This is a genomic window from Faecalibacterium sp. An192 (assembly GCF_002160175.1).
GTDB lineage: Bacteria > Bacillota > Clostridia > Oscillospirales > Ruminococcaceae > Faecalibacterium.
Window position 1 is genome coordinate 21280 of record NZ_NFKB01000036.1, and the last position, 14606, is coordinate 35885.

15 protein-coding genes and 1 pseudogene are annotated in these 14606 nt (G+C 58.9%); 4 read left to right on the top strand and 12 right to left on the bottom strand.

The genetic code is table 11. The annotated features are described in order from the left end of the window. Positions 1–5: 5 nt before the first annotated feature. The 12 genes and pseudogenes from B5F27_RS11250 to rplM form a co-directional block, all read right to left on the bottom strand. Entirely contained in the window at positions 6–386 is a 381-nt protein-coding gene (locus B5F27_RS11250; RefSeq protein ID WP_087367691.1) for a TnpV protein, read from the bottom strand. After that, positions 383–2779, bottom strand: coding sequence for a recombinase family protein (locus B5F27_RS11255; protein ID WP_087367694.1), 2397 nt, complete (start codon positions 2777–2779; stop codon positions 383–385). Before B5F27_RS11255 ends, B5F27_RS11250 begins: the two co-directional genes overlap by 4 nt. A 70-nt stretch (positions 2780–2849) precedes the next feature. Next, a pseudogene (locus B5F27_RS11260) lies at positions 2850–3377 on the bottom strand (type IV secretory system conjugative DNA transfer family protein); the annotation flags it as partial. Next, positions 3374–3874, bottom strand: coding sequence for a PcfB family protein (locus B5F27_RS11265; protein WP_087367697.1), 501 nt, complete (start codon positions 3872–3874; stop codon positions 3374–3376). The pseudogene B5F27_RS11260 and the gene B5F27_RS11265, both read right to left, overlap by 4 nt. Positions 3875–3961: 87 nt before the next feature. Then, on the bottom strand, positions 3962–4699 hold the full coding sequence (locus B5F27_RS11270) for a phage antirepressor KilAC domain-containing protein (protein ID WP_087367700.1): 738 nt from the start codon (positions 4697–4699) through the stop codon (positions 3962–3964). A 39-nt stretch (positions 4700–4738) separates the two neighbouring features. Further along, positions 4739–5617 (bottom strand): DUF6017 domain-containing protein, encoded by an 879-nt coding sequence (locus B5F27_RS11275; RefSeq protein ID WP_087367703.1) that lies wholly within the window; start codon positions 5615–5617, stop codon positions 4739–4741. Positions 5618–5676: 59 nt separating this feature from the next. Next, positions 5677–6180 (bottom strand): hypothetical protein, encoded by a 504-nt coding sequence (locus B5F27_RS11280; RefSeq protein WP_087367706.1) that lies wholly within the window; start codon positions 6178–6180, stop codon positions 5677–5679. A 1-nt stretch (position 6181) separates the two neighbouring features. Next, positions 6182–6448, bottom strand: coding sequence for a DUF5720 family protein (locus B5F27_RS11285; RefSeq protein WP_087367709.1), 267 nt, complete (start codon positions 6446–6448; stop codon positions 6182–6184). 14 nt (positions 6449–6462) lie between these two features. Further along, positions 6463–7392: a ParB/RepB/Spo0J family partition protein gene (locus tag B5F27_RS11290; RefSeq protein ID WP_087367712.1), complete on the bottom strand. Its 930-nt coding sequence runs from the start codon at positions 7390–7392 to the stop codon at positions 6463–6465. Next, complete coding sequence (locus tag B5F27_RS11295) at positions 7349–8170, bottom strand: ParA family protein (protein ID WP_087367715.1); 822 nt, start codon at positions 8168–8170, stop codon at positions 7349–7351. The genes B5F27_RS11290 and B5F27_RS11295 overlap by 44 nt, the downstream gene beginning before the upstream one ends. Before the next feature lie 450 nt (positions 8171–8620). Continuing rightward, the gene (rpsI, locus tag B5F27_RS11300; protein WP_087247624.1) at positions 8621–9019 is read right to left on the bottom strand and encodes a 30S ribosomal protein S9; all 399 of its coding nucleotides are present in this window, start codon (positions 9017–9019) and stop codon (positions 8621–8623) included. Between the two features lie 17 nt (positions 9020–9036). Continuing rightward, positions 9037–9465 (bottom strand): 50S ribosomal protein L13, encoded by a 429-nt coding sequence (gene rplM / locus B5F27_RS11305; protein ID WP_087247626.1) that lies wholly within the window; start codon positions 9463–9465, stop codon positions 9037–9039. A gap of 307 nt (positions 9466–9772) precedes the next feature. On the opposite strand from rplM, the gene B5F27_RS11310 reads away from it, so the two are divergent. From B5F27_RS11310 to lepA, 4 genes are read left to right on the top strand one after another with little or no spacing between them, the layout of a single operon-like run. Beyond that, positions 9773–10342: a hypothetical protein gene (locus tag B5F27_RS11310; protein ID WP_087367718.1), complete on the top strand. Its 570-nt coding sequence runs from the start codon at positions 9773–9775 to the stop codon at positions 10340–10342. Beyond that, positions 10339–11136: a tRNA 2-thiocytidine biosynthesis TtcA family protein gene (locus B5F27_RS11315; RefSeq protein WP_087367722.1), complete on the top strand. Its 798-nt coding sequence runs from the start codon at positions 10339–10341 to the stop codon at positions 11134–11136. Before B5F27_RS11310 ends, B5F27_RS11315 begins: the two co-directional genes overlap by 4 nt. Next, on the top strand, positions 11133–12332 hold the full coding sequence (gene alr, locus B5F27_RS11320; RefSeq protein ID WP_087367724.1) for an alanine racemase: 1200 nt from the start codon (positions 11133–11135) through the stop codon (positions 12330–12332). Before B5F27_RS11315 ends, alr begins: the two co-directional genes overlap by 4 nt. A 27-nt stretch (positions 12333–12359) precedes the next feature. Continuing rightward, positions 12360–14171, top strand: a complete 1812-nt coding sequence (lepA, locus tag B5F27_RS11325) for a translation elongation factor 4 (RefSeq protein WP_087367727.1) — start codon at positions 12360–12362, stop codon at positions 14169–14171. Positions 14172–14606 lie beyond the last annotated feature (435 nt).

Below are 14606 nucleotides of genomic sequence, written 5' to 3' on the forward strand. Positions count from 1 at the left end.
CCTCCTCACACACAGATCATCTCAGCCTGGATGATCTCCTCAGCCCGGCTGCGGATGGAGTTCATGCCCTGCACCCAGCGTACCGGATCGGCTGCTTTCAGTTCCTCCGTGATGCTCTCGGCCTGGGCCATCTGCTGGACGATCAGGCTGCACCGTTCGGCAGCCTGTTCATCCAGATCGGCCAGGATGGTATACAGCTTGCCGGACAGAAGCAGCGCTTGATAAAGGACCGGCCTGTAAGTTTTCAGGTATTCCTTATGTAATCGGCCCCAGCGGCCGATGGGACGCTTATCTTCCGGCAGCCTCAGCGCCGGGAGATAATAATGGTCCGTCAGGACATAATCTAGACCATTTCTGCTGTCATGGATTCTCGGTTCGAGCTTCATGCTGAAATCGCCTCCTGCTTTTCTTTCTTTTTATGGTAGTCCTCCCTGCGCTTGGCAAGGTGGGCTTCGTATCGTTTGATGGCCTCCGGGTCCCCAGCCTCTGCGGCTGCCTTCATCTTCTGGTAGCTTTTCACAGCCGCCTCACTCTGGTACTTTCGCTGTTCTGCCAGCTGCCGGGCGGCTTCGGGGTCTGTCCTGGCCCGCTCCACCAGGGCATCATGTTCGGCCTTGCGTTTGGCTGTCCGGGTGCGTTCATATTCGACCTTTCGCTCCGCCATCATGGCGGCATATTCCGGGTCTGCTGCCATCCGGGCTTCTTCACGCTCCCTTTTGCGCTGCCGGGCCTCGGCCTCTCTGGCCTTGAGAGCGGCCCACTTGGCAGCGGCTTCCGGGTCAGTCTTGGCCTTGTCTTTCAGCTCTGCCCGTGTCAGCTTGGCCCGCTGGGCAGACCGCTCTGACCGCTTGCGTTCTTTCTCCAGAAGCCTTTCCTGTTTGAGCCGCTCCTTTTCATCCAGCTGCCGCAGATGCTCCGGGTCGGCTGCTCTGGCTTGCTGTACTTGCTGGCGGTATCTGTGGTTGCGCTCCCGCTGTTTGCGGAGATGTTCCTCATACTTGGCCACTGCTTCAGGGTCCCCGGCTTTCGCTGCCTCCCGCAGGGCTTTCAGCTTCTGCTGCTGGCGTTCGCTGGCTCGCTTGCCCTTTTCCTGTTTCTTGCGAAGCTGTTCTGCATCAATGGCGGCAATTCGATCTTCCTCCGAGACGGTTTCAGAGGGCGGGTAGTAACTGCCAATAAAATTAAAGTATATATCAATGTTCTGTTTGCGGTAGATGGTGCGGCCCCCGGTGGCTTCATGTACCTCGACCCGGTCAATGAAGGAATAGAGCATGGCGTCTGTCAGCTCATGACAATCGCGGTACTTTTCGACCAGGGCCAGAAACCGCTCGGTGTCTGCCTTCTTCACTGACTCCTGCCGAATCTGGTTTTCCAGTTCCTCCATTCGGCGTTCCAGCAAGATCTGTTCTTCATCGTACTGCTGGATCATCCGTTGGGCCTGCCGCTCCGGCAGTACACCTTTCATGGAACTCTCGTACAGATTCTGAATCATGGCATCCAGTTCAGCTACTCGTTTTCTGGCTTCTTCCAGCTCATGCTGGCCGGTGTCCTCGCTTTTGGCTTTGTTTTCATCCCAGACGCTCTTGAGATCGGCTATAAACTCCGCCTCGTTTTCCAGGGCATACCGGCTGACAGCCTGAATTGCCTTTAAGATGACCGTCTCCAGAACCGAAGTTCGGACAAAATGGGAAGCACATTGGTTGGTGGTGCTACGGTAGTTTCCGCACTGGAAGGCGGAGGACGAATCGTAGTGTTTTTCGTTTTCTGAGCCGCAGAAACCCATTCTTGCCCCGCAGTCCGCACAGTAGATCAAGCCAGACAGGCGATGAGTATAGGTCCCGTTGGCTGCTTTGGGCTGTTTCCGCAGCCGCAGCTTGTGTGCAATGTCCCAGGTGTCCTGATCCACAATGGCCTCATGGGTATTGGGGAAGATCATCAGCTCGTCGGCGGTAGCGGCTCGGCGCTGCTTGGTCTTGAAGTTTTCGCAAATGGACTTACCTAGTACCGTATGCCCCAGGTATTCCTGCCGGTCTAGGATATAGCCCACAGTGGTGGCCGTCCAACGGTAAGGGTCTGCCATTTTGTTGTGTCTGCAATTTTCAGGGAAGTATTTGGCAGCATAGGCGGATGGAATCAGTACCTTTTCTGCCGACAGCTGCTCGGCAATGGCTGTCATCCCCAACCCCTGGCAGGCCAGGCGGTAAATCTTTCGGACAACCTCGGCTGCCGGTTCATCCACAAGAAGCAGCTGTTTGTCCTCTTTGGTCCGCTTGTAGCCATAAGGGATAGAGCCGCTGCACCGCATTCCTTTTTTCATCCGGGCCTTGAACACCGCCTTGATCTTGTTGCTGGTGTCCTTGGCGTACCACTCGTTCATGATGTTCAGGAACGGGGTGAAGTCGTTGTCCGAGGGCTTCGCGCTGTCCACGCTGTTGTTGATGGCGATGAAGCGGACACCCTTCTTGGGGAACACAACTTCTGTGTAGTAGCCTACCTGCAGGTAGTTTCGCCCGAACCGGCTCAGGTCTTTGACAATCAGGGTAGCTACATGGCCTGCCTCAATCTCACTCAAAAGGGCGTTGAAGCCGGGGCGGTTGAAGTTGGTGCCGGTGTAGCCATCGTCCCAAAAGTGCCGGATGTTCCGCAGTCCATGCTGCCGGGCGTACTCCTCCAGGTACATCTTCTGGTTCTGAATGCTGTTGGATTCGCCCACCTGCTCGTCATCACGGGATAGTCTCTCATACAGAGCCGTAATCTTGATATCTTCAGTTCTGGCCACGGTTTTCACCTCCTTTCCTTGTTGGCTTTTCTTTGTGTGACGTTCCTTTTCTCTATCCCACCCAAGTATAGCCCTTGGGGTCGGTAACGACGTAGGAGCTGTGCATCTGCATCAGATTGGGCTTGAGCCAGAACCGGGTCTTGCCGGAACCGCTGCCGCCGATGACCAGCACGTTCTTGTTGCGGGCATACTTGGGGTTCTTGGGGCGGCTGGACATGGTGAGGCGTTCGGTCTGGGTCAGAATGACGTTATTCTGGAACACCGGGTCCATGTAGGGGGCAATATCGTCGTGGGTGCCCCATCTGGCCGAACCGTACTCCATGTTGTGGCGGTATTTCTTGGCGTTTTTGCCTTTCAGGTACACCGCCAGCCGCAGCGCCGCGCCGCAGCAAAGTCCCACGGCCAGGTCCAGCGGGTGCAGGCTGGGCCACCAGCTCCCCAGCGCCACCGGCAGCGTGGAGAAAAACGAAAGCATCTTGGCCGAAGCGTCCTCGCCGACGGCAAGACGCCAGGCTTCCCCCAGGTTGGTGGCGAACAGCCCCAGCAGGATATAGGGCAGGTTCAAAAGGACCAGCTTTTTCACATTCAGCTGCTTCATCGCTCCGGCTCCTTCCTGTGGGCGCGGTCCACCACGGCGCTTTTTACCAGTTCTTTGAACTGCGCCAGCTTCTCCAGCACGGACGGGCGCTCGCTGCGGTTGGCCTTCTTGACCTTTTTCTGTGTGTATTCAGAAAAAGCGGCGGTCAGCGCGTCGGCGTCGCGGGCTTTGAAGAAGATCAGGTACTTGGGCGGCGAAGTGCTGCGGTCCTTTTTCACCGCATAGTCCACGCCGTACTTGCGGGCGATGCGCTCAAAGTCCCGGATGGACGGGTCGTTGATCTCGATGTTGGAAACGCCCTGGTTCTGCCCGATGAGCTGCTTCACCGTCTGTTTGCCCTTGGGGGTAACGGGGGAATCCCGGCCGCGCTGCTTGTTCAGCTTTTTCTCCCTGCGGTGGGCCATGTACTTGGATATGGCGGCCTTGAACAGCCGCCCGGTGAACTTGGTGCCGCTGACTACCAGCGTCAAAGTCCTGTTTTCCACTTCCTCCTGCATTTTTCTCGCCTCCCTTCGTCGGTTATGCAGAAAGCGGTCTTGGGTACTAAGGCGGGACCACCAGCCGCCGTAACAGGTGGCGGCCCGTCATACCGTCACCAAAATCAACTGGCGCAGTTCCGCAAAGTGCAGCTTGCCCTTGGGTGTCACCAGTGTGTAAGAGCCGGTGTGGCCGTTGCGGCAAAAATCTTTCACGCAGAACAGCCCCTCGTTGCTGCCTTTGGCGTAGGGCAGCACACAGCCCGACGGGGTGCGGTAGACGTACCGGCGTTCCAGCAGAAAGCGGACGAAGCGCCGCTCCGGCACGTCCAGCTCCTTGGCGGTGGTGCGCAGGTTGGTGCTGTGGCGCAGGTCGATGAACAGGTCGTAGTAGACAGCCTTGCCTTGCAGCCGGGCGTTGTCCGCTTGCAGGGCCGCGTTCTTCTCGCGCTCGGCCAGCAGGTCGGAGCAGAGCTTCAGCAGCGCCTCCGGCGAGGTGGCGACCTCCCACAGCTTTTCTCTGGTGAGGTAGGCCCCGTGCTGGCGGATGCTGGGAAGGACTTCATCGAACACCCAGCGTTCAAATCGCTCCGCCGAGGGCAGCTTGCTGTGGACAATGAGGCGGTAGACGTCGCCTTCCGGGATAAACAAGAGCTTTTGTACCCCGCCACTCGTAGGGGCTTCCATTTTGGAAACCCCTTTGCAGTGGGTGTTTACCGCTTTGCTGGGAATCGAATACCCCAAAGCCCTTGCTACATCCGTTCCGCAGAACAGGTACTTGCCGTCCTCATCAATGACCCGGACGCTGCCAAACTCCGGGTTTTTGAAAATTTCCATCTGGTTCATATCACCCCTCCTTGGGCGGTGCAGACAAAAAGGCGGCCGTTACCAGCCGCCTGCGTACATATCGTGGTTGACCTGGGCCGTGTAGTGGTTGCTGATGGTGGTGGGTGCGTTGAACAGCACGGTCAGCAGGTATTGCTTCATGTTGCGGACCTCGGTGGTGTTGTTGTGCAGGCACTCCATGACGAACTCGATGTGGGAGCTGTCCAGCTTCAAGAACCGGGACCTCACCACCTCATGGGGAAAGTCCGCCCCGGCGATCCGGGTGGTCTTGCGTTTGGCGCAGACCGTTTCCACGATCAGCTCCACGATCTCGTCTAAATCCTCCCGGTAGGTAGAGAATTCCCGGCACAGGTGGTCGTACTCGATGTTCTCCAACACCAAATCCCGATACTCCTGCATTTCTTCCACCGACATCGCATCCCGTCCTTTCCGTTCCGGCAGCTGCGCTGCCGTAAAGCCCCGGAAGGGAATGGAATCGGTACTTGATCCCTGGGTATTTGATTTTTGGGTCCTTGATTTCTCTATATTTAATTCAGCGGGCTTTTCCGTATCCGGGTCAGCCAGATACGGGTTTTCCGTATCTGGTGAAGCCGTATCCGGCTGGGGCGTATCCGGCGCTTTGGGCTGGGGCTGCTCATAGATGACATACTCGGTGTCGCTGATCCGCCCCTGGCGGTCCCGCATCTGGTGGCGGACAATGTACCCGGCGCTTTCCAGCTCCCGCAGCGCCCCGCCGATGGCGTCCACGCCCTCCTTGCAGATTTTGGCGAGGCCGCGTGTGGTGTAGTTCCAGTCCTCCGGCAAGGACAGCATCATGGAAAGCAGTCCCTTGGATTTCAGCGACAGCGCCTTGTCGCGGAGGTGGTGGTTGGACATCACGGTATAATCACGGGTCCGTTCAATGCGAAAAACGGCCATTTCATCACTCCTCTCGGCATTTATGGCATGAAAAAAGCCGCTGTCAGTTATGACGCGGCTCAAACTTCATAGAAAACTCCGGGCATCCCGTCAAAGGGATGGTCGTTGATGTCCTCAAAGGCATCGGTAATCTCCTCTGGCGGATAGTCCTTCCAGTCCCGGCCCTTGACGATATGGTGGACCGTGCGGTAGCAGGTAGAAAACCGCTCGTATGCCGAACGGTATTTTGTAGTTACGCCGGACACCTCCACAAACCGTCCATCATCCAGGAGCCATAGTTCCCGGATACAGGCGGCATCCACCTGCGTGGAATGACTTTGGACCGTTTTTTGGTAAATACAGCACCCCCGCTGGGGAAACAGCTCCGGCCCGTAATAGTCCAGAGCGCACTCATGGCTGCCGGAAGTCTGGTAGGCAAGGACGATTTCCCCACGATAGCGGACGCCCTGCGCCACAAGCTCCAGGTCCAGCCTGGAGAGCGCCCGTTTCCGTTCCTTTTTATCAGGGAACAGGTGCAGATATGCTGTGCGAATGGCATCACAGATTTCTTTTTCTCTGAACATCTCATTTCCTCCGCTTTTTCTTTACATACAGGACGTGCCCCTCAACCACATGGGCGCACTTTTTGATTTTGATCTCCCGACGCTGCTGGCTGAGTAAGGCGGCCTGATAGCAGTCCTCGGTGAGAAACAGCCGCACCTCATCGCCGGAGCTGCCGTAGGAACCGGGACGCAGGACGGAAAACTCGATCATCCAGCGGGTATTGTCCCGAAACCGCTCCACAGCCAAAATGTTATGTCCTTTCAGCTCGCGGGCTGAAATATCCCTCATAGGCGGCTCCTTTCTCAGCGTTCATGCTGTTGCTGGCGCTTGCGCTGCCACTGTTCCAGCAGCTTGATAATGGTCTCCTGCATCCGGGCGGGGGTGTAGCTCCTGGGAAAATACTTGTGCAGGGTGTCGCTGGTGAAGATGATCTTGTCCAGGTCGCTTTTCTTTTCCTCGCCCATGATGACCCGCATCATGTCGAGGGTCAGGTGGCCCTCCTGGCTGTACTTTTTCAGCCGCTGGGCCTGGGAGAGCGACGGCGTGGCCTGTTCGCTGTCCATCGCGTCCAGCAAATCTACCTGTTCCTCTTTTTTGAGGAAGGACAGCTCATAGGCCGGGTTGAAGGCAATTTTTTTCTCATCCACCATATCCAGCAGTTCGGGGATCAGCTCAGTCAGGCGGATATAACGCTGAACCTGTCGCTGACTTTCTCCTGCCTGATCTGCAACACGGGAAATCGAAGTCTGCGACTTCTCGCCAACTTGGCGAGAAGTTAAATCCGAACGCTCCCCCTGGTGCTTGATGGCTTCCAGCTTCATCTTATAAGCAAAAGCCCGCTCGCTGGGGAGCAGGCTTTCCCGCTGCAAGTTGCTGTCAACCATGATGATGGTGGCCTGGTCATCGTCCAGGTCGCGTACAATGACCGGCATGGTATCCTTGCCAGCCAGTTCGCTGGCCCGGTGACGCCGGTGCCCGGCGACCAGCTCATAGCCGCCGTTGGGGTCCGGGCGGGCGATGGCCGGGACCAGCACGCCGTACTGCCGGATGCTGTCGGCGGTCTCCATCATGGCCTCATCGTCCCTGACCTTGAAGGGGTGGTCCTTGAACGGGTGCAGCTCCGACAGGGGAATTTCCAGAACCTTCTCCCGCTGGGCGTCGGCCCGGCTTTCCTCTGTGGAGAACAAGTCATCTACCGAAGCCAGCTCTACTTTTTTCGCGCTGCTTTTCAAGTTTCAACACCTCCTTTGTCAGATTGCGGTAGCCCTCGGCCACCTTGCCGCCGGGATCATGGGCGAAGATGCTCTTGCCCTCGGCGCTGATCTCCTTGGCCCGGACCGAATGTGGAATCTCGGTGCCGAATACCTTGATTTTGCTGCCATAGGTCTCCCGCAGCAGGGCGGCGATCTCTTTCGCAAAATTGGTTCGGCTGTCCACCATCGTCAGCAGAATGCCGTCAGTCTGGAGCTTGGGGTTCAGCTGCCGCTTGACCTTGTTGATGGTGGACAGCAGCTGTTCCAGGCCCTTGGCGGGCAAGTACTCCGCCTGGACGGGGACTATGATCCTGTTGGCTGCCGCCAGCGCGTTGACCGTAAGCATCCCCAGGGAGGGCTGGCAGTCGATGAGGATATGGGAATACTGTCCCTTTACGGTGTCCAGATACTGCCGCAGGACGGTCTCGCGGCTCATGGCGTTTACCAACGACACCTCCATGCCGGACAGCTGGATGTCGGCGGGCATGAGGTCTACGCCCTCCGGGTGGTGCAGGATGCCCTCGCCGGGGCGCAGCGGCTCGTCCATGAGGATACGGCCCATCGCGTCGGACAGGGTAAAGGGCAGCTTGTCCGGCTGCGGATTGCCCAGGCTGATGGTTAGACTGGCCTGGGGGTCAGCGTCCACCAGCAGCACCTTCTTCCCGGCCTGGGCCAGCCCGATCCCCAAGTTCGCGCAGGTGGTTGTCTTGCCAACGCCGCCTTTCTGGTTGGCGATGGCGATGATTTGCGTGTTCATCGTATTTCACCTCGTTTCTGTTGATCGTGTTTGGTTCTGGAAATAGAAAAAGCCGCCACTACTTTCTTGAAAAAAAGAGTGACGGCTTTTTCTGATCCCGGAACGTCGGTTCCCGGAAATGCAAAAAGCGCCCAGCAGGAACGCTGAACGCTTTCGCAATAAAATCATATTCATTTGTTCAGATTTGGCCAAACTCTGCCAAACCGATTTTGCATAAAATTTCAGAGGGGCAAAAAAGCAAAAATGATCTCTTGGGAGGGGGCAGGGGCAAAAAAGTTGTCCTATGATTTAACCCATTAGCCCCCGTTTTGGGGGTGGTTGTCCTTAATTTAACCCATAAAAAATGGTTCAAAACGGGTCAGACTATGCCAAAACAGGGCAAACAATCTGAAAAGGAAAAACCCCGAAAACCGCATGGTTTCGGGGTTTTTGAGCTGTTTTGAACTAAAATTATCGCTTGCTGAACTGCGGAGCGCGACGGGCTGCCTTGAGACCGTATTTCTTGCGCTCCTTCATACGAGGATCGCGGGTCAGGTAGCCGGCCTTCTTCAGGACAGCGCGGTTCTCCTCATTCTGCTGCAGCATAGCGCGGCTCAGGCCGTGACGGATAGCGCCGGCCTGGCCGGAAACGCCGCCGCCTGCAACGCGGACAACCACATCAAACTTATCCTCAACGCCCAGCAGAACCAGCGGAGCGCGGACAATCAGCTTCAGGGTCTCCAGACCGAAGTAGTTGTCCAGATCACGGTCGTTGATGGTGATCTTGCCGGTGCCGGCGTAGACGCGAACACGGGCAACGGAATCCTTACGACGACCAGTGCCGTAGAAATAAGGTTTGGTTTCGTACATATTCGATTGCCTCCTTCTTAGAACTCGATCTTCTCGGGCTTCTGTGCAGCGTGAGCGTGCTCAGCACCCTTGTAGCAGTGCAGGCGGGTCAGAGCCTTGGCACCGATGGTGTTGGACGGGATCATGCCCTTGACAGCGTAGGTCATAGCCAGGTTGCTGTTCTCAGCCATCAGCTTCTTGTACTGGACCTTCTTCAGGCCGCCGATGTAGGCAGAGTGGGTGATGTGGAACTTCTGCTCAGCCTTCTTGCCGGTCAGGACAGCCTGATCGCAGTTGATGATGACAACAAAGTCACCGCAGTCCACATTGGGGGTGAAATCGACTTTCTGCTTGCCGCGCAGCAGGACGGCGGCCTCAGCAGCGACGCGGCCCAGCGGCTTGCCGGCAGCGTCGAGCAGGTACCACTTACGCTCGACTTCAGCGGGCTTCACGAGAGTAGTGCTCATATATATTTCCTCCTGATAAGCATTCGTAACAGTTCAGGCGCCGGGTGGGCGCGAATGATAGTATATACCATCAAAAGCTGCCTGTCAACACGATTTTTTGATTTTTTCAGCTCAAATTTATCATTCTTTCAAAATCTCTTGTTTTCTCTTGAATACTCTTGAATTCTCGCAGTGCATTTTTGCTTTTCGGGGCGCGGCCAAAGCGGGGTTTTCTTTGCATGGGCGCTGTAAATCCGCCGTGTTTTATGCTATACTATAAAATACGCTGTGTTCAGCGTTCATCACGAGTAAAAAGGAGATTTTCCACATGCCCAGAGAGATCGACCGCCAGGCCGCCGCCCAGAAGCGTTCCTCACGGCTTCTGGTGGGGATGGCAGCGTTTATATTGGTGGGCGTCGTCGTCTACGGCGTCCTGCTGTTCATGACCAGCCGCCGCACCCCCGCCAACCCCGACACCCACTACACCGCCGAAAACGGCATCTCGGTCTATTATGAGTCGGCCGCATGGCCGGTCTGCCGCATGACCGAGGACCCCGCCCTGGGCCCGGTGCTGGAGCTGGCTTCCAGCGAGGACCCCGACAACGACCAGTATCAGGTGGTGCTGTTCCAGCGGGGAGACGCCTCCACCTATGAGGACTTCCTGACCAAGAGCCAGGATGACCTGCGGGCCAACTACGGCGTCATCAGCCCCAAGAAAATCGACATCGAGGTGGAGGGGGCCGCGGTGGAGGCCGTCCGCTGTGACATCCAGGCCTATTATGCGGTGCTGGCCACCATCACCTACGACAGCGGGGATGTGATTTACGTCTCGGCCCTGACCCGGCTGGCATCCATCAACGACGTGTTGAATCTGATTGAAAGTGTGGCCCTGGCATGAGTGAACCGAAAGCAATGCAGCGCCTCACCGGCCTGATGCGCAAGGCCGTCCAGGATTATGAGATGCTGGCCCCCGGGGACCGGGTGCTGGTGGGCGTTTCGGGAGGCAAGGACAGCGTGGCCCTGACGGTGGGGCTGGCCCTTCTGCGGCAGTACATCGGCTTTGACTATGAGCTGCAGGCCGTCACCCTGGACCCCCAGTTCGGCCGGCAGCCGGGGGATTATTCCCGGCTGGCCCAGCTGATGGAGCGGTACAACATCCCGTATCAGGTCCGCCGCACCGACATCGGCCCGGTGATCTTTGAAGAGCGGCAGGAAAAGAACCCCTGCGCCCTCTGCGCCAAGCTCCGCCGGGGCGCGCTCCACACGGCGGCCCAGGAACTGGGCTGCAACAAGGTGGCTCTGGGCCATCATCTGGACGACGCCATCGAGACCTTTTATATGAACCTGTGGCAGGAGGGGCGGATCGGGTGCTTTTCCCCGGTGACCTACCTGTCCCGCCGGGATTTGACCTTGATCCGGCCCATGCTGCTGGCCACCGAGGCCGAGGTCCGGGCCGCCGTCTACGAAGAGGAACTGCCCATCGTCAAGAGCCTCTGCCCCGCCGACGGCACCACCACCCGGGAACGGACCAAGGATTTTGTCCATGAGCGGTGCCGCACCGACCATGCCTTCCGCCAGAAAACCCTGCATGCCCTGCAGGAGAGCGGGATCGACGGCTGGCGGCCCCTGCACACCGGGCGGGGCTCTTTTAAAATCCCGCAGCAGAAAGGAAAGGCGGAGGAGAATCTATGAACGAGCCTTTTGAGCGGCACGTCTGGGCCGAAATCGACCTGGACGCCCTGCGCCATAATTTTCGCATCACCCGGCAGCAGGCCGGCGGCCTGCCCCTGTGCGCTGTGGTCAAGGCCGACGCCTACGGCCATGGCGCGGTCCGGTGCGCCCAGGCCTTTGCCGAGGAGGGCGCGGCCTGGCTGGCGGTGAGCCGTCTGACCGAGGCGCTGGAACTGCGCCGGGCCGGGCAGAAGCTGCCCATCCTGATTCTGGGCCGCACCGAGCCCCAGTACGCCCGGGTTCTGGCCCAGTACCAGATCACCCAGTGCTGCTATTCGCTGGCCTATGCCCGGGCCCTGTCCCAGGAGGCCCAGAAGGCGGGGGTAAAGGTACAGATCCACTTGAAGGCCGACACCGGCATGGGCCGGATCGGCTTTGCCCTCCGCACCGACTTTGACGCCGCCGTCCGGGAAATGGCCGAGGCGGCATCCCTGCCGGGCCTGGAGATGACCGGACTGTTCCAGCACTTCGCCGCCGCCGACGAGGCCGGCGAGGACAGCGAAGCCTATACCGCCGGACAGCACGCCCTCTTTGTGCGGGCCTTTGAGGCCCTGCGGGCCGCCGGCCGGGAGCCGGCCCTGGTCCATTGCGACAACTCCGCCGGAACCCTGCTCCATCCCGACTGGCCCGCCGGCCTGCCCCGGGAGCGCTGCATGGGCCGTCCCGGCATCATCCTGTATGGCTATCCCCCCAGCGCCGAGGTGTCCTGCCCCGACCTGCGCCCCGTCATGACCCTGAAAACCGTGGTCAGCATGGTGAAGGAGCTGCAGCCCGGCCAGTCGGTGAGCTATGGGCGGCGGTTTACCGCCCAGACTCCCACCCTGGCCGCCACCCTCTGCGCCGGCTATGCCGACGGCTACCCCCGGCTGCTCAGCGAGGGCAAAGGGGTGGTGGACCTGCACGGCCAGCCCTGCCCGGTGCTGGGCCGGGTCTGCATGGACCAGATGCTGGTGGACGTCACCAACGTGCCCCATGTGGCCGACGGGGATGAAGCCATCCTCTGGGGCGGCAGCGGCGCCGGGGACACCGCCGAAACCATCGCCCAAAAAACCGGCACCATCTCTTACGAGGTTTTGTGCGGGGTGGCCCGCCGGGTGCCCCGCGTCTACCTGGAAAACGGCCGGGCCGTCTTTGTTGACGACCACCTGGACAGCTGAACCTTCACTCGTTTCACGGAGGAACCCATGGCAAACAAAAACATCCGCAATTTCTGCATCATTGCCCACATCGACCACGGCAAATCCACCCTGTCCGACCGCATCCTCGAGCTGACCGAGAGCGTGGATGAGCGGACCATGTCCGACCAGATTCTGGACAACATGGACATCGAGCGGGAGCGTGGCATCACCATCAAGGCCCGGGCCGTCACCATGCACTATACCGCCAAGGATGGCCAGGTGTATGAGCTGAACCTCATCGACACCCCGGGCCACGTGGACTTCGCCTATGAAGTCAGCCGCAGCCTGGCGGCCTGTGAGGGCGCCATCCTGGTGATTGACGCCACCCAGGGCGTGGAAGCCCAGACCCTGGCCAACACCTATATGGCGCTGGAACACGACCTGGAGCTGGTGCCGGTGTTGAACAAAATCGACCTGCCCAGCGCCCACCCCGACGAGGTGGCCCAGGAGGTGGAGGACGTCATCGGCCTGCCCTGCCTGGACGCGCCCCGCATTTCGGCCAAGGTGGGCCTGAACATCGACCAGGTGCTGGAACGGGTGGTGGCGGACATTCCGGCCCCCGCCGGCGACCCCGACGCCCCCCTCAAGGCCCTGATTTTCGACAGCGTCTACGACAGCTACAAGGGCGTTATCGTCTACATCCGCGTCTTTGAGGGCACCGTCAAGCCGGGAGATACCATCCTGCTGATGGCCACCGGGGCCAAGTTCACCCTGGTGGAGGTGGGCCATATGGGCGCCACCAACCTGTCTCCCTGCGACCAGCTGTCGGCCGGCGAGGTCGGCTACCTCACCGCCAGCATCAAGACGGTGCAGGACACCCGGGTGGGCGACACCGTCACCCTGGCGGACAATCCCACCCCCGAGGCCCTGCCGGGTTACCGTCAGGTCAAGCCCATGGTGTTCTGCGGCGTGTATCCCGCCGACGGCAAGCGCTATCCCGACCTGAAGGACGCCCTGGAAAAGCTCCAGCTCAACGACGCATCCCTGACCTATGAGCCCGAAAACAGCGCCGCGCTGGGCTTTGGTTTCCGGTGCGGCTTCCTGGGCCTGCTCCATATGGAGATCATCACCGAGCGCCTGGAGCGGGAATTTGACCTGGATCTGGTCACCACCACCCCCGGCGTTCAGTATCGGATCACCCTCACCGACGGCACCGAAAAGGTCATTTCCAACCCCTCCGAGTACCCCGATCCCTCCCAGATCGCCAAGCAGGAGGAGCCCTTTGTGGACGTCCACCTCTACACCCCCAACGAGTACGTGGGCGGTCTGATGGACCTGTGCCAGCAGAAGCGGGGCGTCCTCATCAACATGAAGTATATGGACGACGTCCGGGTGGACCTGCACTATGTGATGCCTCTGGGCGAGATCGTCTACGATTTCTTCGACGCCATCAAGAGCCGCAGCCGCGGCTACGCCAGCTACGACTACGAGTTCAAGGAGTACCAGGAGAGTGACCTGGTGCGTCTGGACTTCCTGCTGGCGGGCGATCCGGTGGACGCCCTGTCCATGATCGTGTTCCGTGACAACGCCTACGCCAAGGGCCGCCGCATCTGTGAAAAGCTGCGGGACAACATTCCCCGGACCCTGTTTGAGATCCCGGTTCAGGCTGCGGTGGGCGGCAAGGTCATTGCCCGCGAAACCGTCAAGGCCATGCGCAAGGACGTGCTGGCCAAGTGCTACGGCGGCGACATCACCCGCAAAAAGAAGCTGCTGGAAAAGCAGAAGGAAGGCAAAAAGAAGATGCGTCAGCTGGGCTCGGTCTCCCTGCCCAGCGAGGCCTTCACCGCCGTCCTCAAACTCGACAACTCCGACGACTAACCTTCTTTTTCTTGAAAGAAAAAGAAGGCAAAGGCAGCTTTGGCCCGGCGCGTCCTGCGGACGAAACAGCCGGGTTAAAGCTGGCGCAGCGCTCAGGTTTTTGCAAGCGCTCACGTTACGTTCGGGCTGTGCCCGGGTACGATGCAAAGTTCAGGATAAACCGGATTCCTCTTTTGAGAAGGGGTTTGCGGTTTGCGCCGTTTGCATGAGAGCCGGGCATCAGGAAGTCGGACAAGCATAAAGCGGGGACCTTTCAGGGCTCCGCAGGGATAAAAAGAAAAGCCTCTGTTCCATCCGCAAGGGTAGTGAACCGGTCCAAATTGTGTGGACAGTACAAAAAAGCCCCAAGTGTAGGATATTAGGATTCAGCAGGAGTGGCGGAGCGTTAGCGGAGCCACTCCTGCTTTCGTTTGGATTCGCTCGTGGTTATAAAAC